This is a genomic window from Gordonia sp. McavH-238-E, from assembly GCF_022348225.1.
GTDB lineage: Bacteria > Actinomycetota > Actinomycetes > Mycobacteriales > Mycobacteriaceae > Gordonia > Gordonia terrae.
The window spans coordinates 43,289-65,122 of the sequence record NZ_JAKRFE010000002.1 but is presented as its reverse complement, the minus strand read 5'-3'; the positions used below and the strand labels follow the sequence as shown (position 1 = coordinate 65,122).

Sequence of the window (21,834 nt, the reverse complement as noted above, 5' to 3'; positions counted from 1 at the left end):
GTGTTCGACAAAGTCCTGGTCGCCAACCGTGGTGAGATCGCTGTGCGCGCATTCCGTGCAGCGTTCGAGCTCGGCGCCCGCACAGTTGCGGTCTTCCCCTATGAAGACCGGAACTCCGTGCATCGCGCCAAAGCCGACGAGTCCTACCAGATCGGGAACCCGGGACATCCGGTCCGCGCGTATCTGTCCGTCGATCAGGTGATCGCGGCCGCGGAACGCTGTGGAGCCGACGCGATCTACCCCGGATACGGATTCTTGTCGGAGAACGAGGGCCTGGCCCGGGCGTGCGCCGATGCCGGGATCACCTTCGTCGGGCCGTCGTCGGATGTGCTCGAACTGACAGGCAACAAGGCAACGGCGGTAGCCGCGGCCAAGGCGGCCGGACTGCCGGTGCTGGCGTCGTCGGAGCCGTCGGCCGATGTGGACGAGTTGGTGCGGGCCGCTGGCGACATGAACTTCCCGGTATTCGTCAAGGCTGTCGCCGGCGGCGGGGGCCGCGGCATGCGTCGGGTGGAGGAGATCGCCGATCTGGCCGAGGCGATCCGAGCGGCCTCGCGAGAGGCCGAGGCCGCGTTCGGCGATCCGACGGTGTTCCTGGAACAAGCCGTCGTGAATCCGCGACACATCGAGGTGCAGATACTCGCCGACACCCAGGGCAACGTCATCCATCTCTTCGAGCGGGACTGCTCGGTGCAGCGGCGCCATCAGAAGGTGATCGAACTCGCGCCGGCCCCGAATCTCTCGCCGGAGTTGCGTGAGCAGATCTGTTCAGATGCAGTCGCTTTCGCCCGACACATCGGATACACCTGCGCCGGGACCGTCGAGTTCCTGCTCGATGAACAGGGCAAGCACGTGTTCATTGAGATGAATCCGCGTATTCAGGTGGAACACACGGTGACCGAGGAGATCACCGACGTGGACCTGGTGGCCGCGCAACTGCGGATCGCCTCGGGCGAGTCCCTGGACGACCTCGGTCTGAGTCAGGAGCGGTTGCAGATCCGTGGGGCGGCGATGCAATGCCGCATCACCACCGAGGATCCGGCCGATGACTTCCGGCCCGCTGTCGGGCGTATCACCGCCTACCGCAGTCCCGGGGGTGCCGGGGTGCGGCTGGACGGTGGTGCCGTTCTCGGCGGCGAGGTGAGTGGGCATTTTGACTCGATGTTGGTCAAACTGACCTGTCGGGGAGGCGATTTCGCAACCGCCGTGCGGCGGGCCCGACGTGCGGTGGCCGAGTTCCGTATCCGTGGTGTGGCCACGAACATCCCGTTCCTGCAGGCGGTGCTCGACGATGTCGACTTCCGGGAGGGCCGGGTCACGACCTCGTTCATCGAGGACAGGCCCTGGCTCCTGACGTCGAGGTCGTCGGCGGATCGCGGCACCAAGATCCTGACGTACCTGGCCGATGTCACCGTCAACAAGCCCCACGGCGAGCGCCCGACCACGGTCTACCCGCGCGACAAGCTACCCACCCTGGATCGGGCGACGCTGGCCTCGCCGCCGGATGGATCGCGGCAGCGACTGCTGGCGTTGGGACCACAGGGTTTCGCCGACGACCTGCGCGATTCGAAATCACTGGGTGTCACCGACACAACCTTCCGCGACGCCCATCAGTCACTGCTGGCAACCCGGGTGCGCACCAACGGCCTGATGATGGTCGCCCCGTACGTGGCAGCCATGACCCCGCAGTTGCTGTCGCTGGAATGCTGGGGTGGTGCCACCTACGACGTCGCGTTGCGCTTCCTCAAGGAAGACCCGTGGGACCGGCTGGCACAGCTGCGCGAGGCGGTGCCCAACATCTGCCTGCAGATGCTGTTGCGTGGCGCGAACACCGTCGGCTACACCCCGTACCCGACGAAGGTGACCACCGCGTTCGTTGCCGAGGCGACCGCGACTGGTATCGACATCTTCCGAATCTTCGACGCGCTCAACAACATCGAGGCGATGCGACCGGCGATCGACGCGGTCCGCGAGACCGGCACGGCGGTGGCGGAAGTCGCGATGTCCTACACCGGGGATCTGGCGAACCCGAACGAGGATCTCTATACGCTCGACTACTATCTGCAGCTCGCCGAGCAGATCGTCGATGCTGGTGCGCACGTGCTGGCGATCAAGGACATGGCCGGGCTGCTCCGCGCGCCGGCCGCCACCACGCTGGTGTCGGCGTTGCGCCGCGAGTTCGATCTACCGGTGCATGTGCACACCCACGACACCCCCGGTGGGCAGCTGGCCACCTACCTGGCTGCCTGGCAGGCGGGTGCATCGGCGGTCGACGGTGCCAGCGCTGCATTGGCCGGCACCACCAGCCAGCCGGCGTTGTCGGCGATCGTGGCCGCGGCCGCGCACTCCGACCGCGACACCGGACTGGACCTGCAGGCGGTCTGCGATCTCGAACCGTACTGGGAGGCGCTTCGAAAGGTGTACGCGCCCTTCGAATCCGGGTTGCCGGCTCCGACCGGACGTGTGTACACCCATGAGATCCCGGGCGGACAACTGTCGAATCTGCGGCAGCAGGCCATCGCGCTCGGACTCGGGAATCGGTTCGAGGCTGTCGAGAAGGCCTATGCCGACGCCGACCGCATGCTGGGCAGGCTCATCAAAGTGACGCCGTCGTCGAAGGTCGTCGGCGATCTCGCGTTGGCCTTGGTGGGGCGCGGGATCACGGCCGCCGAGTTCGCCACCGACCCGCGCGCCCACGACATCCCGGATTCGGTGATCAATTTCCTGCGTGGCGAACTGGGCGACCCCGCCGGCGGGTGGCCGGAGCCGCTGCGCACAGTAGCGCTCGAGGGACGTGCCGATGCGCCGGCGACTGAGGAGGTCTCGGCCGAGGACTCGACTGCGCTCGACACCCCGGGACCGAAGCGGCAGCACACGCTCAACCGGTTGCTGTTCCCCGGCCCCACCAGGGAGTTCGACGACCACCAGGAACTCTACGGCGACACCTCTCGGTTGTCGGCCAACCAGTTCTTCTACGGCCTGCGCTACGGCGAGGAGCATCGCGTCGAACTCGAACCAGGCGTCGAACTGCTCATCGGGCTCGAGGCGATCAGCGAACCCGACGAGAAGGGTATGCGCACCGTCATGTGCATCCTCAACGGGCAGCTGCGGCCGGTGCAGGTGCGTGACCGATCGGTCGACGCCGAAGTCGCCGCCGCGGAGAAGGCCGATCGGTCCAACCCCCGCCACGTCGGAGCGCCCTTCGCCGGTGTGGTGTCGCTGAGTGTCGGTGTCGGCGACGAGGTCGCAGCCGGAGCTGCGATCGGCACCATCGAGGCGATGAAGATGGAGGCGACCATCACCGCGCCGGTCGGCGGAAAGGTCACTCGGCTGGCGATCGACTCGGTCACTCAGGTCGCCCCCGGCGACCTGCTCCTCGAAATTGGTTGACGCACAACGGACCTGGGCTGGGTGTTCATCACGCAACGCTCCTACCACGACAACGGCCGTCGCACTCATGGGCGAGTGCGACGGCCGTTGTCGTATCGGGTGTCGTATTGGATGCCTCAGACAAGCGTTTCGCGGAGACGCGTGGCCGCGGCCACCATGTTGGTGAGCGAATCGACGACCTCAGGGGTGGCGCGGGTCTTCAGACCGCAGTCCGGGTTGACCCACAGGCGCCTGGCGCCGACGCTCGACAATGCCGAGGACAGGGCAGTGAAGATCTCGTCCTGCTCCGGCACACGCGGTGAGTGGATGTCGTAGACACCCGGGCCGACCGCGTTGCGGAAGCCGGCCTCGTCGAGGTCGTCGAGCACCTCCATGTGCGACCGCGCCGCCTCGATCGAGGTGACGTCGGCGTCGAGGTCGGCGATCGCTCCGATGACCTCGCCGAATTCCGAATAGCAGAGGTGCGTGTGGATCTGCGTATCGTCGCGGACCCCGGAGGTCGCGATGCGGAACGCCCGAACGGCCCACTCCAGGTACGCGGGCTTGTCCGCGTCGCGCAGCGGCAGCAACTCGCGCAGAGCGGGTTCGTCGACCTGGATGATGCCGACCCCGGCCTCCTCCAGGTCGACGGTCTCGTCGCGAATGGCGAGCGCGATCTGATCGGCAGACGTCGACAGCGGCTGGTCGTTGCGGACGAACGACCAGGCGAGGATGGTGACCGGACCGGTCAGCATGCCTTTGACGGGCTTGCTGGTCAGCGTCTGGGCGTATGTGATCCAGTCGACGGTCATCGGCCCGGTACGAGAGACATCGCCGTACAGGATCGGCGGACGCACGCAACGCGAACCGTAGGACTGCACCCAGCCGTTGGCCGTGGCGAAGTATCCCTCGAACTGCTCGGCGAAATACTGCACCATGTCGTTGCGCTCGGGTTCCCCGTGCACGAGGACGTCGAGGCCGATGGATTCCTGCAACGCGACGACGTCGGCGATCTCCGCCTTCATCCGGTTCTCGTACTCGGCGCGATCGATCTCCCCCGACCGGAGCGCGGCCCGCGCCAGGCGGATGGCGGAGGTCTGCGGGTAGGAGCCGATCGTGGTGGTCGGCAACGGAGGCAACCCCAAGCGATTCAGTTGAGCGGTGAGTCGTTGCTCGGCGGGGCCCCGCTGGGCATCGGCATCGGTGATCGCATCCAGTCGTGCACGGACCTCGGCGTTGTGCAGGCGGGGATCGGTGGCCCGGGTGGCCAACGCCATCGTGCTCTCCGAGAACGCAGCGGCCTGGGCGGCGCGTCCCTCACGCAACGCCGATGACAGCACCGCGACCTCGCGGAACTTTTCGGCGGCGAACGCGAGCCAACCCCGAAGGTTGGTGTCGAGTTCGTCCTCCGCCTCCACTGTGTAGGGCACGTGCAGCGTGGAGCACGACGTCGACACGGCGACCGAGCGGGCGGACCCGAGCACGGTGGCCAGAGTCGCCGCGGCCTGGTCCAGGTCGGTGCGCCACACGTTGCGACCGTCCACGACGCCGGCGATCAGCAGCTTGTCCGCCATGCCCGGGGTGCCGGCCACGGTCTCCACCGAGCCCTCGACGAGGTCGACGGCGATGGCCTCGATCGGGGTCCGGGCCAGATACGCCAGGCGGTCGCCGGCATCGCCGAAGTAGGTTGCCACCGCGATGGCGGGACGCTGCTCGACCGAACCCAGGGCGTTGTACACGGCTTCGGCGCGGGGACCCAGGTCGGTGTCTGCATCGGTGACCAGGACGGGCTCGTCGAACTGAACCCACTCGACGCCGGCCTCGGCCAGTTGCGTCAGCAGATCGCGGTACAGCGGGACCAGCTCACCCAGGCGATCGAGTGGCGCACCCGCTCCGTCGATCGCCTTGGACAGGGCCAGGAAGGTGACCGGCCCGACGACGACCGGACGGGCCGGTATCCCGAGTTCCCTGGCCTCGGTGACCTCGGCCAGGACCTTCTCGGGCTTGAGCGCGAACGTGGTGCTCGGCCCGATCTCGGGGACCAGGTAGTGGTAATTGGTGTCGAACCATTTGGTCATCTCGAGTGGGGTCACCTCGGCGGTTCCGCGGGCCGCCGCGAAGTAGCGATCGAGCGGATCGTCGATCTCGGCGAACCTCGGCGGCAGTGCGTCGACGAGGACCGTGGTGTCGAGCACCTGGTCGTAGTACGAGAACGTGTTGACCGGGACGGAGTCGTGGCCGGCCTCGGTGAGCTCGGCCCACTGCTCGCTGCGTAGGCGCTGCGCGACGGTGGCGAGCTCGGTCCGGTCGATGCGGCCGGACCAATAGCTTTCGACGGCCCTCTTCAGTTCGCGCCGGGGGCCGATGCGTGCGGTGCCGAGGACGGTGGTGGTGAACGGTGCCGCGGAGCTGCGGCGGACGGTGTCGGACATGGACGTCGACTTCTCCTACTGACGGTGGATGGTTCACCGCCCAGCAGGGGAGATCGATCGGACCCACGTCACGCCCGGCAGAGGGCGCGCGACGATCGCCGGTTCGACCTGCGCCCAATCCTCGAGGCGGCGAGCCACCGGACGCGGCGCGTCCGGTACACCTGGCAGGTCTTCGGGCTCACCGTCGCTCTCGATCGAGATCCCTCTGATCGAAGTTCCTACTGACCGTCGCTTCCCAAGCCGGAGCTCAGTGCTGATGACGGTGGTCGTTACGGCATACCGCTGCGGGGACAGCTCCGGATTCGAACCGGATTCCCTCTCGTCCGCCGGCGGGATGCCGGCGACTCGACGCCGCGGACGGAGAGCTGACACGACCTCCGACGCGGCGAACCACATGCGTCATCGACCCTAGCCCAGCAAAGTCGACCCGCTGAACACTGGTAGTTCGACGTCGGGCGGTCAGCCGTCGATCTGATCGCGCCGAAACGACATCATCGCGCGGATCGCATCGTCGGAAGGAGGAGTCCCCGGCTGGAACCGAACGGTGCCCTTCTCCACGTCGAAACCGTCGAGGAACGGCCGCCCGGCGTCGACCGCCTCCGGGCTGAACGGGTACAGACCGATGTGCTTCTTGGTCCGCATCACCGAGAGGAGCGGGCTCCCGCGATATGTCAGGGCCGGCATGCCGTAGCCCTTGCCTTGAGCGGTGTCGGGGACCGCGGTGCGGGCGACGTCATAGATGCGTCCGACCACCTCGCGGTCGGCGGGGTCGAGTCCGTCGAGATAGTCGTCGACAGTGCCCATCCGGTGCGGCCTCTCTCCGTGGCGCTGAGCACGCATTTGGCCTGGCCTGCTCGTTCGCGTAACATTGATCGTCGGTGCGCATCGCGTGCCGGGCATCAGCGTGTCAGCACGTGGGCCCGGTCGGCGCACACCGGGTGCAGGTCCTCGCGGACCGGTGCCCACACCCTAACGGACAAACACTGATTCAACCCGGCCGATGCGCCGCGGCATCACCCGGATGTCGTGGTCACGGCCAGGATCGCGGAGGACATGGCGAAGAAAGACGGGGCCATCGAGGTCGAGGGTCGAGTGATCGAACCCCTGCCCAATGCGATGTTTCGTATTGAGCTGGAGAACGGACACAAGGTTCTCGCCCACATCAGCGGCAAGATGCGGCAGCACTACATCCGCATCCTGCCCGAGGATCGGGTCGTCGTGGAACTCTCGCCCTACGACCTGGCTCGTGGGCGAATCGTGTACCGCTACAAGTGAGACTTTCCCGGCGATGCCGGGGACAGACTTCCCGGACATCCGTTCGGGAGGAGACCGACACCCACGTGCACGGCCGCTTTCGGCGTGCGCGCGGGCGAGCCGAGCAGGAGAGATTGACGTGAAGGTTCAGCCGAGCGTCAAGCCGATCTGCGAGAAGTGCAAGGTGATCCGCCGCAACGGTCGGGTCATGGTGATCTGCGAGAACCTGCGTCACAAGCAGCGTCAGGGCTGATCACGCGCACCCTCCGGGTCGCTTGAGTCAGAACAACTGAAGACCGACAACTGAACACACAAGGACCTCCCAACACCAGCGGCGACAGACGCGTCACCGCCTACCTCCGGATCAGAGGCCGGAGCCCACGAGGCCGGACACACGGTTCGGCACCAGCTCGCGGGACGGACTGGGAGCAGACCTCTGAGAATCGAAAAGGAAATCCGCCACATGGCACGTGTTGCTGGTGTGGATCTCCCCCGCGAGAAGCGGCTGGAGATCGCACTGACCTACATCTATGGAGTTGGGCGTACCACCTCCAAGGAGATCCTCGAGGGAACGGGCCTGAGCCCCGACCTGCGAGCCAAGGATCTCACCGACGCAGACGTCTCGAAGCTGCGTGAGTACATCGAAGCCTCGGTGAAGGTCGAGGGTGACCTGCGTCGCGAGGTGCAGGCCGACATCCGTCGCAAGATCGAGATCGGCTGCTACCAGGGTCTGCGCCACCGTCGTGGCCTGCCTGTGCGCGGACAGCGCACCAAGACCAATGCCCGCACTCGCAAGGGCCCGAAGAAGACCATCGCCGGGAAGAAGAAGTAATGCCTCCGAAGTCACGTAGCGCAGGCCCCAAGAAGGGCACCCGCCGTCGCGATAAGAAGAACGTCCCGCACGGCCACGCGCACATCAAGTCGACGTTCAACAACACCATCGTGTCGATCAGCGACCCCAGCGGCAACATCATCAGCTGGGCATCGTCGGGCCACGTCGGTTTCAAGGGTTCGCGCAAGAGCACCCCGTTCGCGGCTCAGCTCGCGGCCGAGAATGCTGCGCGCAAGGCCCAGGAACACGGCGTCAAGAAGGTCGACGTCTTCGTCAAGGGACCGGGCTCGGGTCGCGAGACCGCCATCCGCTCCCTGCAGGCAGCCGGCCTCGAGGTCGGCACCATCTCCGATGTGACCCCGCAGCCGCACAACGGTTGCCGTCCGCCCAAGCGGCGCCGGGTCTAGCGGGAAAGGAAGAGATAAGACATGGCTCGTTATACCGGCCCCGCAACAAAGAAGTCCCGTCGTCTCCGCGTCGACCTCATCGGTGGAGACGCAGCGTTCGAGCGTCGCCCCTACCCGCCCGGCCAGCACGGCCGTTCGCGGATCAAGGAGAGCGAGTACCTGCTCCAGCTGCAGGAGAAGCAGAAGGCGCGCTTCACCTACGGCGTCATGGAGAAGCAGTTCCGCCGCTACTTCGAAGAGGCGAACCGTCGCACCGGCAAGACCGGTGACGAACTGCTGAAGCTGCTCGAGACCCGTCTCGACAACGTCGTGTACCGCTCGGGCATCGCCCGGACCCGTCGCCAGGCCCGCCAGCTGGTCAGCCACGGCCACTTCACCGTCAACGGTGTGAAGGTCGACGTGCCCAGCTACCGCGTCAGCCAGTACGACATCATCGACGTCCGCCCGAAGTCGCTGCAGACCGTCCCGTTCCAGATCGCCAAGGAGCTCGTCGGCGATCGTCCGGTCCCGGGTTGGCTCCAGGTCGTGCCGTCGACCCTGCGCATCCTCGTGCACAGCGTGCCCGAGCGTGCTCAGATCGACGTCCCGCTCACCGAGCAGCTCATCGTCGAGTTCTACTCGAAGTAGGACACACCGCCCGACAGCAGCAGCTGTTCGGTTCACCCTCGAGGCCGTCATATAGCGGTCGGCCAAAGGAGATATCCAAGAAATGCTCATCTCACAGCGACCCACCCTCACCGAGGAAGTCCTCGCCGAGGACCGTTCGAAGTTCGTCATCGAGCCGCTCGAGCCGGGCTTCGGTTACACCCTCGGCAACTCGCTGCGTCGTACCCTGCTCAGCTCGATCCCGGGTGCTGCCATCACCAGCATTCGTATCGACGGCGTGCTCCACGAGTTCACCACCGTGGCCGGGGTCAAGGAAGACGTCACCGACATCATCCTGAACCTCAAGGGCCTCGTGGTCAGCTCCGACGAGGACGAGCCGGTCACCATGTACGTGCGCAAGCAGGGTCCGGGCACCGTCACCGGCGCCGACATCGTGCCCCCGGCCGGTGTCACCGTGCACAACCCCGATCTGCACATCGCCACCCTGAACGACAAGGGCAAGCTCGAGATCGAGCTCGTCGTCGAGCGGGGCCGCGGCTATGTTCCGGCCGTGCAGAACAAGGCGTCGGGTGCCGAGATCGGCCGTATCCCGGTCGACTCGATCTACTCGCCGGTGCTCAAGGTGACCTACAAGGTCGAGGCAACCCGTGTCGAGCAGCGCACCGACTTCGATCGCCTGGTGCTCGATGTGGAGACCAAGAACTCGATCAGTGCGCGTGACGCGCTGGCATCGGCGGGCAAGACCCTGGTGGAGCTGTTCGGGCTCGCCCGGGAACTCAACGTCGAGGCCGAGGGCATCGAGATCGGGCCGTCGCCGGCCGAGGCCGACCACATCGCGTCGTTCAGCCTGCCGATCGAGGATCTCGAGCTGACCGTCCGGTCCTACAACTGCCTCAAGCGCGAGGGTGTGCACACCGTCGGCGAGCTGGTTGCCCGGACCGAGTCGGATCTGCTCGACATCCGCAACTTCGGTCAGAAGTCGATCGACGAGGTCAAGGTCAAGCTGCACGCGCTCGGTCTGTCGCTCAAGGACAGCCCGGCGAGCTTCGATCCGTCGCAGGTCGCAGGTTATGACCCGGCCACCGGCACGTGGTCGGAAGACGCGTCCTTCGACGCCGATTCCGGTGAGGATTTCGCGGAGACCGAGCAGCTGTAGTCGCTTCGACGCGGCGGTAGCTGTCACTGCCCAACCCTGACTTCCGCATCGAGTGATGCGGGGTCCTCCTAGGAGAAGACAATGCCCAAGCCCACCAAGGGTGCCCGCCTCGGCGGGTCGGCCAGCCACCAGAAGGCGATGCTGGCGAATCTCGCCACCTCGCTCTTCGAGCACGGCCGCATCACCACCACGGAAGCCAAGGCCAAGCGCCTGCGTCCGTACGCGGAGAAGATCATCACCCACGCCAAGGCCGGCAAGCTGGCCAACCGTCGTGAGGTGCTGAAGGACATCCGTGACAAGGACGTCGTGCACACACTGTTCGACGAGATCGGCCCGTTCTTCGCCGATCGTCCGGGTGGCTACACCCGCATCATCAAGACGCTGCCGCGCAAGGGTGACAACGCCCCCATGGCCGTGATCGAGCTGGTGCGCGAGACCACCGCGTCGAGCGAGGCCAGCCGCGCGACCCGCGTCGCCGCCTCCAAGAAGGCCGCCGAGGACAAGCTCGACGCCACCGAAGAGGTTGTCGCCGATACCGATTCGGCTGATGGCGCGGACAACGTGGTGGAGGCCGTCGAGGCCGACGCCACCGATGCCGAGGTCGCCAACGCCGAGGCCGTGGCCGAGGCGGTCGACGACGAGTCCACCGCGGCGACCGCTCCCGATGCCGAGGCAGCCGGAGCAGACGTCGACGGCGACAAGAAGTAGTCGACTGAGTCGAGAATCGCAGACCGAACCCGTCGGCCCGGATCCCGGTGCCGGCGGGTTCTGTCGTCTCCGCTTCGACATCTCCTACGACGGAACCGACTTCGCCGGATGGGCACGGCAGGTCGGTCAGCGCAGCGTCTGCGAGGAACTCGAGACCCGGTTGTCGACGGTGCTGCGGGTGCCGGTGCGCCTGACCGTGGCGGGCCGAACCGATGCCGGTGTCCATGCGACGGGGCAGGTCGCACACGCCGATGTCCCGCGGACGACGCTGGAGACCAGATCGATCGGCGGCGATCCGTCGACCCTCGTCGGACGTCTCGCGAAGATGTGTCCCGACGACGTGCGGGTGACGGCGGCACGGGTGGTGCCCGGCGAATTCGACGCGCGGTTCTCGGCCCTACGCCGTCACTACCGGTACCGCCTGACCGATGCCCGGTGGGGTGCAGAGCCGGTGGTTGCACGGACGACTGCCACGTGGCGTCGACCTCTCGACGTCGACGCGCTGAACGCGGCGTCGTCGGAGTTGCTGGGCCTCAACGATTTCGCGGCGTTCTGTCGTCGGCGCGAGGGTGCGACGACCATCCGGGATCTCCAGCGATTCGCCTGGACCAGGGATTCCGACGGTGTCCTGGTCGGCGAGGTGAGCGCGGATGCATTCTGCTGGTCGATGGTGCGTTCGCTGGTCGGTGCGGTGGCGAGTGTCGGCGACGGCAGGCGCGACATCGCCTGGTGCCGTGGGCTTCTCGGTGAGCGGGAACGCAGCAGCCAGGTGCCCGTGGCCGAGGCCCGCGGGCTGTGCCTGGTCGGTGTCGACTATCCCGCCGACGACGAACTCGCCGCCCGCAACACCGTGACCCGCGACGTACGCGGGCCCATCGGTTGTTGCGGCGGTTGACGCACGACGCCCCGGAAACCGGTCCTCCGGGAGACGACCGGCGACGATAGGTCGGCCGTGGCTCTCCGGCGGGCGGCTAGCCGGGGCGTGCTGGCTGTGGCGGGGGCTAGTTGCCGAGCTTGAGACCGTTCTTGTCCCGCACATTGCCGGTCAGCATCATGATGCCGTCGATCAGTGCCCACACGGCGACACCGAAGACGATGAAGATCCCGACGATGAAGATCGCGGTGATGTACCCGATGATGGTCAGACCGAGTTGGATGGCGCCGGTGGTGTTGTCGCCGATGTAGAAGCGGCCGACGCCCAGGCTGCCGAGGAAGATCTGCAACAGGCCCGCGACGAGCTTCGACTTGTCGGAGAGCGGTTCACCGGTGGCCGGGTCCCGGCCGTACGGCGCGGTGGGGTCGGGTGCGCCGCCGTAGCCGTACCCGGGTGCCGCCGGATACCCGCCTTGCGGAGCCCCGTACTGCTGGGGTGCCCCGTACTGCTGACCCCCGTACTGCTGGTTCCCGTACTGCTGGGGTGCGCCGTACTGCTGACCCCCGTACTGCTGGGGCGCGCCGTACTGCTGACCCCCGTACTGCTGGTCCCCGTACTGCTGTCCTCCATACTGCTGGTCGCCGTACTGGGGATTCTCGAAGCCGGGCTGCGACGTCGCCGCGCCGTGATCCGGACCCGCCGGCTGCTGGGTGGAGTCGGTGCCGTGGGACGGCGCCGGGTCGGCAGGCGGTGGCTGCTTCACGAACGGGTCGTTGGGCTTGTCGCCGGGATTCTCTGGTGTGGTCATCGGGTGGATCCTCCTCGTGACTCGGGTGGGACGGCGTGCTCGGATCGTGGCATCACGGGTCAGGCGACTCAGACGGCTGCGGCCAGTTGTCGTGCGTAGTACACGCGACCGGACACGTCGCTCATCGCCCAGGGTGACGTCGCCGGGATGTTGGTGACGTGCATGACGCCGCCGGCGCCCCGGACCCGCACCTGGATGTAACCCGTCGTGCGCCGCTCTTTCATGAGCAAGAACAGCAGACTCAGAAAGCAGACCAGAAAGAACCCGACCAGCGCCAGCACCAGGCCCGTCTGCGACATCTGTTCGGAGGACACGGACATGTCGGTGACCTCCCACTGCGAACCCGCGAGTGGGAATGTGCCCGACGGCGTGATCACGTAGTGCTGCGTGCACGTGATGTCGCCGATGACCACCAGCGGCGGTTCGGGCAGCGCTGCGGCACCCGCGTCGACGTAGGGGCCGCCGTACGCGGGAGCCGGACCGGCGCTCGGGAATTGGGCCGGATGCGAGTGGTCGGCAGGAGCCGGCACGAATCCGGGGCTGGAATCGTACGCGTTCGGCTGAGGTGGCAACGGACGTGTGCCGTGATCGTCACTGCCCGGGTAGGTCATCCAGCAATGGTGGCATACGCGTGTGTGTTTCGGGTCAGGTGGCGTTGCGCTCGTCTTCGAAGGCCTCGAGCACCTCGTCGACGGTGTCGTCGTCCCCGACGAACTGCTCCGGATGGGCGCCCTCGGACATGAGATGCCGCCAGTTGAGGGGGTCGAACTCGACCGGCGCGTGGCGCGAGATGAAATCGATGACGACTCGGCAGAAACGCTCCGGATCGTCATGGAACGGGAAATGGCCTGACCCGGTGAAGGTCTCGAACTCGGAGTGGGGGATCGCCGAATGCGCCAGTTCACCGTGGTGGTGCGGGATCACGATGTCCCGGTCACCCCACACGAGCAGGACCGGCAGGCGCTCGGTGAGGTAGCAGCGGTCGAGCATCGTGACGGATTGCCCGCGCCAGTCGACGACGGCGCGCAACGTGCGGAGGAAGGCTGCCGATGCGGTCGGGTCGGCGAGCCCGCCGAGGACCCGCATGAGGTCCTCGTAGTCGGCCAGGAGATGTTCGGGTGTCGCCGAGGACGGGAACAGGGGCGGCACCGGAGCGGCGACGACCGCTTTCGCGAGTGTCGTGAGACCCGGGACCACGCCGGGGACGCGGAGCACCGACAGCACCTGCGGGACGACGGGCAGCGAGAACAGCCGCAGGGCGGGGTTGACGTCGCGGGTGACCCCGCCGGCCGCGACCAGCACCAGGCGCTCGACGAAGCGCGGAAACTGGTAGCAGAACTGCATCGCGACGCCGCCACCCAGTGAGTGGCCCACCACCGTCACCTTGCTGATCCCCAGGACGACGAGAAGGTCGCGCATCCCGTTGGCGAAGGCGGGCACCGAGTAGTCGGCGCGGGGTTTGTCGGAGTTCCCGTGCCCGAGGAGGTCGGGCGCGATGACGGTGTAGTGCTGCGCGAGGATCGGGATGACCTCGTCCCACGTCGACGAATTGTCGCCGATGCCGTGGATGAGCAGCAGCGCGGGACCGCTGCCGGCGATCCGGTAGGCGCGGCGGTAGCCGTGAATGGTGTGGTACTCGACGCGGACGTCGGTGCGGGACACCGTTCGCAGCGTCGGGCCGTTTGCGGTCGGGGACGGATCCCGATGCGTGGTGGGCACTGCGTCTCCCCTCGGTGTCGCGCGTGCGGGCGTCAGGTCGCGTCCTCGGCGACGGACCGGTACACGGCCACGGCCGTCGTACTCCTCAGACGTCGAGTAAACCGCATCCCCGGCCGCCATGCGCGTCGGGTCCGGGCGTGGTCAGGGTTACCGGGGGCTGAACGATTGCCGACGCCCAGCAGGTGGAGCCGGTCACCGCACTCCACTGGGCATTCCGCCCCACTACTGTGGGATTCGATGAATCCCTTCGACATCGAGTCCTTCGTGGCCACCGGTGGCCTCATCGGTCTCTGCGTGCTGATCTTCGTGGAGACCGGAATCCTGGTGGGCTTCATCTTCCCCGGTGACTCGGTGCTCTTCACAGCCGGCGTGTTCGCGGCGCAACCCGACCCCTTCGCACCGCTGTGGCTGCTGTGCCTCGCCGTGCCGCTGGCAGCGATCATCGGCGACCAGTGCGGCTACTTCATCGGCCGCCGGGTGGGTCGTGGTGTCGTCGAGGGCAAGCTGATGCGCACCATCGGACCCGAGTACCTCGCCAAGACGAACCACTACTTCGATCGCTTCGGCCCGCTCACCGTGTTCTTCGGCAGGTTCATCGGGATCGTCCGCACTCTCACCCCGCTGGTCGCCGGGTTCAGCGGCATGCCGCACCGCACGTTCACCTTCTTCAGCGTGCTGGGCAGTTTCGTCTGGGCGGCCGGGATCATCCTGCTGGGCTACTTCCTCGGCAACGTCCCGGTCATCCGCGACAACATCGAGATCTTCATCATCGCCTCGGTGTGCACGATCGTCATACCGACATTCATCCATCTGGCACGGCGGTGGCGGATCGCGCGGCGGGACCGGCGAGCGGACCGCTCGGAAGCCGCGTAGGCATCGGCGCCCTCGGCATCCGGAACATCACCGGAGGTACGGCTCCTCCCGGTGTGCGGGACCTCCGGAGAAATCGTCGGCGATGGTGGCCGCCAGCTCGACGAAAGAACGCTTCGTCGGCTTCGACATCAGTTCCAGGTCCACATCCGCGCCTTCGGCGAGGTGATCGTCGAACGGGACCTTGTGGACGGCGCGGCATCGCGTGAGGAAGTGCTGGCCCAGCTGGTCGGTGTCGATGGTCGACGAACCGGGCCGCGACGAGCTCAGGACGACGACGGCCCGCGAGACGAGATGTCCGAACCCGTGCGCCTCCAGCCAGTCGAGGGTGGCCCCGGCGCTGCGAGCACCGTCGAGAGCAGGAGAGCTGACGAGGATGATCATGTTCGCGAGATCGAGGACGCCGTTCATCGCCGAGTGGCTCAGGCCGGTGCCGCAGTCGGTGATGATGATGTTGTAGAACCGCTGGAGCACGGTGATGACGCCCCGGTACTCCTCCTCGTTGAACGCCTCGGCCATCGCCGGATCTCGCTCGGAGGCAAGGACCTCGAGCCGGCTCGGGGCCTGCGAGGTGTGTGCCCGGACATCGGAGTAGCGGTAGACGTTCTCGTCGGCGAGCAGGTCGCGGACCGTCGACCGTGTCTGTTGCGGAATCCGTTGTGCGAGTGTACCGAGGTCGGGATTGGCGTCGACGGCGATGACGCGGTCGCCGCGCAGCGAGGCGAACGTGGAGCCGAGGCCGACGGTGGTCGTGGTCTTGCCGACGCCGCCTTTGAGTGACAGCACAGCGATGCGATAGTCCCCACGGACCGGCCGGTTCACACGTTCGAGCAGCTGCTGGTATTCGATGTCGCCCTGCGACTCTCCGGGATTGATCGCACCGGCCGACAACGTGTGCACCGCGCGACGCCAGCCGCGGCTGGGGGCACGACGGGCCTTGCGGATCAGCGCGACCTCGTCGAGCGACGGGCCTCCCGGCGGCGGCCCGTATCCGTGCTGCATCGGCTGTCCGGGGAAGGGCTGTCCAGGGAAGTTCGGGGCGGGGCCGGGGCCGACCGGAGCGGGACCCGGGTGTGGGGGCGGTTGGTGAGCGGTGACCGGCATCGACTGGTGAGCAGGTCCCGGATCGCCCGGATGCGACGCGGGCGGGACGGGCAGCGGAGGAGCCGAGCGCGGGTCGACGTGGTGCGGCGACCCTCCGGACGCCGGTGCCGGCCCGCTGAACTGGTCGGGGCCGAAGTGATCCGGGCCGAGGTGACCCGATCTGGGGCCGGGCGGAACGTGCGGCGGCCAGGGGGGACCGGTGGGAGTCGTGGGCGGCGGAAACTCGGGACGGAATTGCGGCGACGGGGCCCCGCCGGCCGGATGGGGATCGGCGGGCGCGGCGCCGGGATCCGTCGCCGGGCCGAATTCGTGGACACGCGGGTGTGGGGAGTCGGGCTGATCGGACATCGGAGCGACGCGGCCGGCGTCGGCCTCGGGTCGCGGGGGAGTCGGTGCGCCGGCGGGTGATCCACTGTCATTCGGATGAGCGGACGGCCGGGTCGGCGGTGGCGGCCCGGAATCGGCCGGCGGCGGCGCGAACTGCAGCCACGGCGGCGGCGCAGGCGCGTCGGCATTCGAGCCGTCGGCCCCAGGTCCGTCGGGCCTCGTGGGGTTCTCATACGTCATCGGGGAATCCTCTGGTCAAGCGGCCGGGCGCCGATCGCGACAGGCTGCGAGTTCGGCGAGGCGTGCAGCGAATCCACCCCGTTTTGTCGATCAACCCCGGCTGCGTCCTGCGGCAGTCTACCGAAGCCCGTCGACCTGGTCCGGACGAGATCCACACACCGTCTCAGGGCATACGTTTGGCATTGCGTATCGCTGGTGTGGTGGCGTTGAGGGGAGTATGGCAGTATCAGGCACTCACACATGTGCGCAGCGGGGTGCGCGGATCGTCACGGATCCGCATGTGGGAGGTCTGCTTCCGTCGAACGAGAATTCGATGGAACCGAAAGGGACCCCGGCTGCGTCATATTCGGCGTGAAGGGGGTGCAGCTTTCCATGACCTACTCCGACGATCCTCGGGATCCCGTCGACGGTGACGCCGACGACCCGTGGGCGGTGATGCACGAGTACACGACCGCTCGATCCCGATCCGGCGGACTCGGCGTCCGAACCACCGCCCAGGGCCTACCCGTATCGGTCCGTATCGAACCGTCTGAGCTCGCCAAGGACCCGGCTCTGCTCGCCGGTGACATCCTCCGACTCTGTCAGCAGGCGGCGATGTCCGCGGGAATCCGGCTCCGCGAGAACCTCCTTGCCGCCGGCATCGACCGTGACCTCGTGCAGGAGATGCAGCTGCCCCGCCCGGACGATCTCGCGCGAGCCGAATGGCGCGACGACGAGGAAGCCGACGCCCCCGCGTCGTGGTTGCAGCGATGACCTGGGGAATGGACGAACTCGAGGCGCGCGCGCAACGGCAGCTCGACGGCCTACACGAGTTCCAGGAGAAACTGCGCGGGATCTCGGTGCGGGAGACGTCGTCCGACGGGCTGGTCACCGCCGAGGTGGACGGCAAGGGCGCGCTCGTCGACCTCGAATTCGCCTACGGCGCCAACGAACTCGGTGCGAGCCGCCTGGCCGACCAGGTCGTGACGACCGCCGCGCTGGCCGCGCAGAAGGTCTACGCCCGGATCGCCGCGGTGACCGAGGAGTTCAACGAGTCGTTCGGCGACATGCTGGCCGCTCGTCCGGCCGAATGACGGGTTCGGCCGACACGGAATCGTTTCATCAGACTCACGAGAACGAGGGGGTTCGAGAATGACGGACGTCAAGGTGACGCCGGAGGTGCTCGAGGGCTTCGCCGCAACGAACGCTGCGATGGCGACCGCGGTCGGGACCGCGGGTTCCATCGACGCCGCGGCCAACACGGCAGCGATGGTCCCCGTCTTCGGGCTGATCGGCCAGGAGTTTCTCGCCGCGTTCATCGCGGCGCAGGCCAGTCATCTCATGTCGGTGGGCCAGCTGGCGGCCGTACACGCAGCCACCGCCGCGTCCACCGCGGCGGGTCTCGCCGAATTCGAGGGCACCGATGCCTCGAGCGCCGCGGCCATCCGCTCGGTGCTGTGACGGTTCCACCGCAGATGCCGGCACCCCCCGGCATCCCCGATGTGCCGGCCCTGAACCACATGACGGTGCAGCAGATGATCGAGGCGACACCGCTCGGGCCGATCCTGGACCGAACCGTCGCAGACGTGCTCGGCGGGATGGGGTTGCCGCCGCTGCCCGTTCTGCCGCCGCTGCCGCCGCTGCCGGGACTGCCTCCGCTGCAGCCGCCGAATCTGGACATGTTCATCAAGCCGATGACCGATCTGCTGGGTGGTTTCGGCACCGGTGACCTCTCCGGCGGCGGCTTCGACCCGACGGTCATCTTCGAAAGCCTCACCAAGGTGCTCGAGACGTCGATGACGATGGGGCAGAGCGCACTCAAGCTCGCCGACCAGTTGTGGACCGGGCAGGGTGCGGTGAGTGCCGGCGCCAAGACCGCGGAAGCAGGTGCCAACAGCTCGGCACTCGCGACGCAGGGCTCCGGGATCTCGCTGGACACCAAGACCGCTGCCGCCATCGTCGCGAAGGGGCTGGCGGTGGTGCAGGGGATCATCGCGGCAACAGTCGCAAAGATCACCAGCATGGCGGTCCCCATGATGATGACACCGGCGGTCGGCGCGGGCTTCGCGGCTGCGGCCGGGTTCGCCTCCATCGGACTGTCGCAGGCGACCGCCGCGGTCGCCGTGACCCGGGCCGAACTGCTCGGCCCGACAACTGCCATGGCGGTGAACGGAGCACCGGTCGCGGTCACCGGCGCACCCACGGCCGGCGCCGGACAATCGCCGTTCACGCTCGCGAGTTCGATTCTCGACGTCGTGTCGCCGGCCATGTCCACAGCCACCGAGTTGCCGACCTCCCTGATGCAGCCGATCAGCAAGATGCTGAACGTCGATCACGAATCGCCGGCCGTGGTCCCGGCCGCGCTGTCACCGAAGTCCAGGGGCGGCGGTGGCGGCGGTGGGGGAGGCGGCGGTGGTGGTGGCGGCGGCATCGGCGGCGTGGGTGGAGTCATGACGCCGCTCGGTGCTTCTCGGCCGACCGTCCCGACGAACTTCTCCCTCGGCGAACCCGCCCTCGGGGGATCGACGACGGCCAGACCCGTGACCGGACCCGCGGCGATGCCGATGGGCGGCGCACCGATGGCCGGTGCCCCGATGGGTGCCGCCGGTGCGCGGGGCGCGGGCGCCGCAGAGGACCAGCACGCGGTCCCCGACTATCTGGTCACCGAGGACAACGGTCGTCGCGTGGTCGGTGAGTCACCCGAGGTCGCGCCGGCTGTCATCGGCTTCGACGAAGCCGCCGACAGCGATCCGAGTCCGGACATCGAACTCCGACTGGGCATGCCCGGTCCGAAACGAAACGAGGAAGTATGAGCAACTCCCGACTCCGCGTCGAACCCGCCGAACTGATCTCGGCGGCAAGCGACCTCGACCGGATCGCCGATCGCCTCGAACTGGCGCTCACCGGCGCGGGCCGCGCACTCCCGGTCGCGGCCCAGGGCCGAGACGAGGTGTCGACCGCGGCCGCCGCGAGTTTCACCGCGGTCGCCGAGAAGTTCGAGACGGACACGGCGACGGGAGTCACGGAGATGCGGAAGATCGCCGCCGTCCTCCGAGCGCAGGCCGCCGGCTTCATCGAGGGCGATGCCGCCGCGTCGGACGCCTTCCGGGTGACGCTCTAATAGCGCCCGAAACATTCTGCGCAGCAGCGTCACTCAGCTCACACACCCACCAACCGCCGGCATCGAAGGGAGGCGCTCGTGATCGGCTTCACCGGAGTCAACTGGGACACCCGTCCGACCGAACAACTCGCCGCCGACCTCGGCGCGGGGCCCGGCCCCGCGCCGCTGGCGGAAGCCGGGCTGGCCTGGGCCGCCCTCGCCGCCGAGGTCAGGGAAGCGGGCGTCGAGTACGCGGCCGTGCTGGCACGGCTGGGCGCACACTGGCAGTCAGCCCACACAAGTGCGGCTCTCGAGAAACTGACGCGGTTGGCACCATGGTTCGCCGATGTCGCGGCCGAGGCCGTCGAGAATGCGGCGCGCGCCGAATCGCAGGCCGCAGCCATCACCGTCGCGCGGCTCAACATGCCCGACCTCGCGGAGGTCGACGTCGTCGAGAAGTTGCATGAGATCGCCACCACGGCCACGGCGGTCGCCCCGATCATCGCCGGCGCCGCCGCCCAGGCCGAGCGCGCGGTCGCGCACCAGCGCATGCGCGCCGCGCGGGTGATGCAGACGTATGAAAACGCCACCGAATCGGTTGCCGCCCCATGGGAATCGGCACGGCCGGCGCCGGTGCTGGTGTCCGGTGACCCGCTCGCTGCCGAGCAGGCGGCCGCAGCGCGTGCATCGGTACCACCGCTGCCGACTCCGGTGTCCGCGGCGCCTCCCGGTGCGGTGACGCCCGTGGGCTTCGGGGGAGTGTTCGTACCGCCGCCCGAGAAGCTCAAGTACGCACCGACCATCGTGGCGAGCAGCTCACCGCAGGTCACCACCACGACGCCCGGCGGGGCGCCGGCCACGTCGGCTTCCGGTCCGGGTCCCGGCGTTCCACCTCCGGTGCCCCCCGGCGTCGCCGCGGCAGACCGCGGTGCAGTCGTCCGCACGGTCGCCGCCGATCTCGACTCGCCGGACGCACCGACGTCCTCGGCGAGCGAAACGACGGAGCAGACGGCCACGTGGGCCGATCTGGCCACGTCGGATCGCCCTGCCGCACATTATGTCTCGGAAGCGGACACCCACCTCCGTCCGGATGTCGATCCCCGATACCTGTCGGAGACGCTCATGCTCGGCAACCCGGGTGAGCGCCGATGATGCCGATCACGAACGACGCCGGGCTGCTCGTCGACGCCGCGGTCCTGCGCAGACTGGGCGAACGCTTCGGGGTCCAGACCTGGCCGGTCGTTCTCGATCTGGGCGACGTCGCCGAGAATGACGGCGCCGACACGGAATCCGTTACGACCGCCGACTCCGACTCGGACTCCGAAGCCGACGCGACGATCGAAGCACTCGGACTCGTCGAGCACGGCGAGCCGTCGGCGTGGGCCGCGACGGTGCTGAGGGTGCTGGCGCAACCATGGCGCGAGATCGAGATCCGATCGTTCTCCGACGGTGCCGTTCGCCGAATATGCCTGGCGCGCAACGGTCACCAGCACGTACTCGCGAAGCGAACCGGGCCGGGGCTCGACATCACGGTTGTCGACGTCGGCGATGTGACGGAACTCGCCGGCATCGTGCGGGCACAGTTCGACGCACCCGGAGCCGATACGTCGACACCGGCTGACTTCACGGCCTTCGCGGCTCCGTCCGACGAGGTGGTCGATCGGCTCGGCCGCTGTCGGACGGGAATCGAGACGACCGACGCCCTGCACGCGCTGGGAGCGACGCCGGTGGATGCAGCCGTCGTGTCGGCTGCCTTCGCGTCGTGCCGGACGCGCACCGAGATCGTCGCCTCGATGAACGAGGACGGACGATTCGCTCAATCTTCTGGAGCTGTGGCGGTTTTCGACACCGAGCGGGGTCGAATCGTGTCCAGTCCCAGCAAGTCCCCGGACGGTCGGGTGTGGACCACCTTCTCGCCGGGAACGGGTCATCGAATCGCACAGGCGGTCAGCCTGTTGATAGAGACCCTGCCCGACGGGAAATGGATGCCATGATCCGCATCGGGGGATTCCGCGGAACAGACCGCCGCGGGAATCAACTGTCAGGGGT

The 21,834-nt window shown here is 67.8% G+C and carries 23 protein-coding genes and 1 riboswitch; of the genes, 17 read left to right on the top strand and 6 right to left on the bottom strand.

What is annotated here, in order from left to right; translation table 11 throughout:
• Complete coding sequence (locus MHN80_RS02690; protein ID WP_239399364.1) at positions 1-3,390, top strand: pyruvate carboxylase; 3,390 nt, start codon at positions 1-3, stop codon at positions 3,388-3,390.
• A 116-nt stretch (positions 3,391-3,506) separates the two neighbouring features.
• Here MHN80_RS02690 and metE read toward each other — a convergent pair whose 3' ends face one another.
• Positions 3,507-5,801, bottom strand: coding sequence for a 5-methyltetrahydropteroyltriglutamate--homocysteine S-methyltransferase (gene metE / locus MHN80_RS02685; RefSeq protein ID WP_239399362.1), 2,295 nt, complete (start codon positions 5,799-5,801; stop codon positions 3,507-3,509).
• A gap of 145 nt (positions 5,802-5,946) precedes the next feature.
• Positions 5,947-6,172: riboswitch (cobalamin riboswitch) on the bottom strand.
• Positions 6,173-6,260: 88 nt separating this feature from the next.
• Complete coding sequence (locus MHN80_RS02680; protein ID WP_101820549.1) at positions 6,261-6,605, bottom strand: iron chaperone; 345 nt, start codon at positions 6,603-6,605, stop codon at positions 6,261-6,263.
• 249 nt (positions 6,606-6,854) lie between these two features.
• Here MHN80_RS02680 and infA point away from each other — a divergent pair, with 249 nt between their 5' ends.
• The 8 genes from infA to truA all read left to right on the top strand — a co-directional run bounded on the left by infA (position 6,855) and on the right by truA (position 11,659).
• On the top strand, positions 6,855-7,076 hold the full coding sequence (gene infA / locus MHN80_RS02675) for a translation initiation factor IF-1 (RefSeq protein WP_004023539.1): 222 nt from the start codon (positions 6,855-6,857) through the stop codon (positions 7,074-7,076).
• A gap of 118 nt (positions 7,077-7,194) precedes the next feature.
• Complete coding sequence (gene rpmJ / locus MHN80_RS02670) at positions 7,195-7,308, top strand: 50S ribosomal protein L36 (RefSeq protein WP_005207978.1); 114 nt, start codon at positions 7,195-7,197, stop codon at positions 7,306-7,308.
• 210 nt (positions 7,309-7,518) lie between these two features.
• Positions 7,519-7,887: a 30S ribosomal protein S13 gene (rpsM, locus tag MHN80_RS02665; RefSeq protein ID WP_004023537.1), complete on the top strand. Its 369-nt coding sequence runs from the start codon at positions 7,519-7,521 to the stop codon at positions 7,885-7,887.
• Positions 7,887-8,294, top strand: a complete 408-nt coding sequence (rpsK, locus tag MHN80_RS02660) for a 30S ribosomal protein S11 (RefSeq protein WP_004023536.1) — start codon at positions 7,887-7,889, stop codon at positions 8,292-8,294. Before rpsM ends, rpsK begins: the two co-directional genes overlap by 1 nt.
• Before the next feature lie 21 nt (positions 8,295-8,315).
• Entirely contained in the window at positions 8,316-8,921 is a 606-nt protein-coding gene (rpsD, locus tag MHN80_RS02655) for a 30S ribosomal protein S4 (protein ID WP_004023535.1), read from the top strand.
• 82 nt (positions 8,922-9,003) lie between these two features.
• Positions 9,004-10,056: a DNA-directed RNA polymerase subunit alpha gene (locus tag MHN80_RS02650; protein ID WP_004023534.1), complete on the top strand. Its 1,053-nt coding sequence runs from the start codon at positions 9,004-9,006 to the stop codon at positions 10,054-10,056.
• Positions 10,057-10,137: 81 nt separating this feature from the next.
• Positions 10,138-10,764, top strand: a complete 627-nt coding sequence (gene rplQ / locus MHN80_RS02645) for a 50S ribosomal protein L17 (RefSeq protein ID WP_004023533.1) — start codon at positions 10,138-10,140, stop codon at positions 10,762-10,764.
• Positions 10,721-11,659: a tRNA pseudouridine(38-40) synthase TruA gene (gene truA / locus MHN80_RS02640; RefSeq protein WP_064570057.1), complete on the top strand. Its 939-nt coding sequence runs from the start codon at positions 10,721-10,723 to the stop codon at positions 11,657-11,659. The genes rplQ and truA overlap by 44 nt, the downstream gene beginning before the upstream one ends.
• A gap of 106 nt (positions 11,660-11,765) precedes the next feature.
• Here the strand turns inward: truA and MHN80_RS02635 are convergent, their stop codons facing one another.
• The 3 genes from MHN80_RS02635 to MHN80_RS02625 form a co-directional block, all read right to left on the bottom strand.
• Positions 11,766-12,446, bottom strand: coding sequence for a TM2 domain-containing protein (locus MHN80_RS02635; protein WP_239399360.1), 681 nt, complete (start codon positions 12,444-12,446; stop codon positions 11,766-11,768).
• Between the two features lie 68 nt (positions 12,447-12,514).
• On the bottom strand, positions 12,515-13,057 hold the full coding sequence (locus tag MHN80_RS02630; RefSeq protein ID WP_004023530.1) for a hypothetical protein: 543 nt from the start codon (positions 13,055-13,057) through the stop codon (positions 12,515-12,517).
• A 34-nt stretch (positions 13,058-13,091) separates the two neighbouring features.
• Positions 13,092-14,165: an alpha/beta fold hydrolase gene (locus tag MHN80_RS02625; protein WP_239399358.1), complete on the bottom strand. Its 1,074-nt coding sequence runs from the start codon at positions 14,163-14,165 to the stop codon at positions 13,092-13,094.
• A gap of 237 nt (positions 14,166-14,402) precedes the next feature.
• Between MHN80_RS02625 and MHN80_RS02620 the strand changes: the two genes are divergently transcribed.
• Positions 14,403-15,038 carry a DedA family protein gene (locus MHN80_RS02620; RefSeq protein WP_004023528.1) on the top strand — a complete coding sequence of 212 codons (636 nt, stop codon included), beginning with the start codon at positions 14,403-14,405 and terminating at the stop codon, positions 15,036-15,038.
• Positions 15,039-15,065: 27 nt separating this feature from the next.
• Here MHN80_RS02620 and MHN80_RS02615 read toward each other — a convergent pair whose 3' ends face one another.
• Positions 15,066-16,706 carry a MinD/ParA family protein gene (locus MHN80_RS02615; protein WP_239399356.1) on the bottom strand — a complete coding sequence of 547 codons (1,641 nt, stop codon included), beginning with the start codon at positions 16,704-16,706 and terminating at the stop codon, positions 15,066-15,068.
• Between the two features lie 372 nt (positions 16,707-17,078).
• Here MHN80_RS02615 and MHN80_RS02610 point away from each other — a divergent pair, with 372 nt between their 5' ends.
• The 7 genes from MHN80_RS02610 to MHN80_RS02580 all read left to right on the top strand — a co-directional run bounded on the left by MHN80_RS02610 (position 17,079) and on the right by MHN80_RS02580 (position 21,779).
• A complete protein-coding gene (locus MHN80_RS02610) occupies positions 17,079-17,459 on the top strand; it encodes a hypothetical protein (protein ID WP_004023526.1) in 381 nt (126 codons plus the stop codon).
• Between the two features lie 8 nt (positions 17,460-17,467).
• A complete protein-coding gene (locus MHN80_RS02605) occupies positions 17,468-17,779 on the top strand; it encodes a YbaB/EbfC family nucleoid-associated protein (protein ID WP_033205141.1) in 312 nt (103 codons plus the stop codon).
• Positions 17,780-17,837: 58 nt separating this feature from the next.
• Positions 17,838-18,146 (top strand): type VII secretion target, encoded by a 309-nt coding sequence (locus MHN80_RS02600; protein WP_004023524.1) that lies wholly within the window; start codon positions 17,838-17,840, stop codon positions 18,144-18,146.
• 14 nt (positions 18,147-18,160) lie between these two features.
• Complete coding sequence (locus MHN80_RS02595) at positions 18,161-19,498, top strand: hypothetical protein (protein ID WP_239399354.1); 1,338 nt, start codon at positions 18,161-18,163, stop codon at positions 19,496-19,498.
• On the top strand, positions 19,495-19,806 hold the full coding sequence (locus MHN80_RS02590) for a PE family protein (RefSeq protein ID WP_239399352.1): 312 nt from the start codon (positions 19,495-19,497) through the stop codon (positions 19,804-19,806). Before MHN80_RS02595 ends, MHN80_RS02590 begins: the two co-directional genes overlap by 4 nt.
• 78 nt (positions 19,807-19,884) lie before the next feature.
• The gene (locus MHN80_RS02585) at positions 19,885-20,937 is read left to right on the top strand and encodes a PPE domain-containing protein (protein WP_239399350.1); all 1,053 of its coding nucleotides are present in this window, start codon (positions 19,885-19,887) and stop codon (positions 20,935-20,937) included.
• Positions 20,934-21,779 carry an ESX secretion-associated protein EspG gene (locus tag MHN80_RS02580; protein ID WP_239399348.1) on the top strand — a complete coding sequence of 282 codons (846 nt, stop codon included), beginning with the start codon at positions 20,934-20,936 and terminating at the stop codon, positions 21,777-21,779. The genes MHN80_RS02585 and MHN80_RS02580 overlap by 4 nt, the downstream gene beginning before the upstream one ends.
• The last annotated feature ends 55 nt before the right edge of the window (positions 21,780-21,834 follow it).

Bases quoted from the DNA above. Each gene is read 5' to 3' on its own strand.
- MHN80_RS02615 (WP_239399356.1), bottom strand. From the start codon at position 16,706: ATGACGTATGAGAACCCCACGAGGCCCGACGGACCTGGGGCCGACGGC.
- MHN80_RS02610 (WP_004023526.1), top strand. From the start codon at position 17,079: ATGACCTACTCCGACGATCCTCGGGATCCCGTCGACGGTGACGCCGAC.
- metE (WP_239399362.1), bottom strand. From the start codon at position 5,801: ATGTCCGACACCGTCCGCCGCAGCTCCGCGGCACCGTTCACCACCACC.
- MHN80_RS02630 (WP_004023530.1), bottom strand. From the start codon at position 13,057: ATGACCTACCCGGGCAGTGACGATCACGGCACACGTCCGTTGCCACCT.
- MHN80_RS02605 (WP_033205141.1), top strand. From the start codon at position 17,468: ATGGACGAACTCGAGGCGCGCGCGCAACGGCAGCTCGACGGCCTACAC.
- MHN80_RS02590 (WP_239399352.1), top strand. From the start codon at position 19,495: ATGAGCAACTCCCGACTCCGCGTCGAACCCGCCGAACTGATCTCGGCG.
- MHN80_RS02620 (WP_004023528.1), top strand. From the start codon at position 14,403: ATGAATCCCTTCGACATCGAGTCCTTCGTGGCCACCGGTGGCCTCATC.
- MHN80_RS02650 (WP_004023534.1), top strand. From the start codon at position 9,004: ATGCTCATCTCACAGCGACCCACCCTCACCGAGGAAGTCCTCGCCGAG.
- rpsM (WP_004023537.1), top strand. From the start codon at position 7,519: ATGGCACGTGTTGCTGGTGTGGATCTCCCCCGCGAGAAGCGGCTGGAG.
- MHN80_RS02595 (WP_239399354.1), top strand. From the start codon at position 18,161: ATGCCGGCACCCCCCGGCATCCCCGATGTGCCGGCCCTGAACCACATG.
- MHN80_RS02680 (WP_101820549.1), bottom strand. From the start codon at position 6,605: ATGGGCACTGTCGACGACTATCTCGACGGACTCGACCCCGCCGACCGC.
- MHN80_RS02580 (WP_239399348.1), top strand. From the start codon at position 20,934: ATGATGCCGATCACGAACGACGCCGGGCTGCTCGTCGACGCCGCGGTC.
- rpsK (WP_004023536.1), top strand. From the start codon at position 7,887: ATGCCTCCGAAGTCACGTAGCGCAGGCCCCAAGAAGGGCACCCGCCGT.
- MHN80_RS02600 (WP_004023524.1), top strand. From the start codon at position 17,838: ATGACGGACGTCAAGGTGACGCCGGAGGTGCTCGAGGGCTTCGCCGCA.
- rplQ (WP_004023533.1), top strand. From the start codon at position 10,138: ATGCCCAAGCCCACCAAGGGTGCCCGCCTCGGCGGGTCGGCCAGCCAC.
- MHN80_RS02635 (WP_239399360.1), bottom strand. From the start codon at position 12,446: ATGACCACACCAGAGAATCCCGGCGACAAGCCCAACGACCCGTTCGTG.
- infA (WP_004023539.1), top strand. From the start codon at position 6,855: ATGGCGAAGAAAGACGGGGCCATCGAGGTCGAGGGTCGAGTGATCGAA.
- rpsD (WP_004023535.1), top strand. From the start codon at position 8,316: ATGGCTCGTTATACCGGCCCCGCAACAAAGAAGTCCCGTCGTCTCCGC.
- truA (WP_064570057.1), top strand. From the start codon at position 10,721: ATGCCGAGGCAGCCGGAGCAGACGTCGACGGCGACAAGAAGTAGTCGA.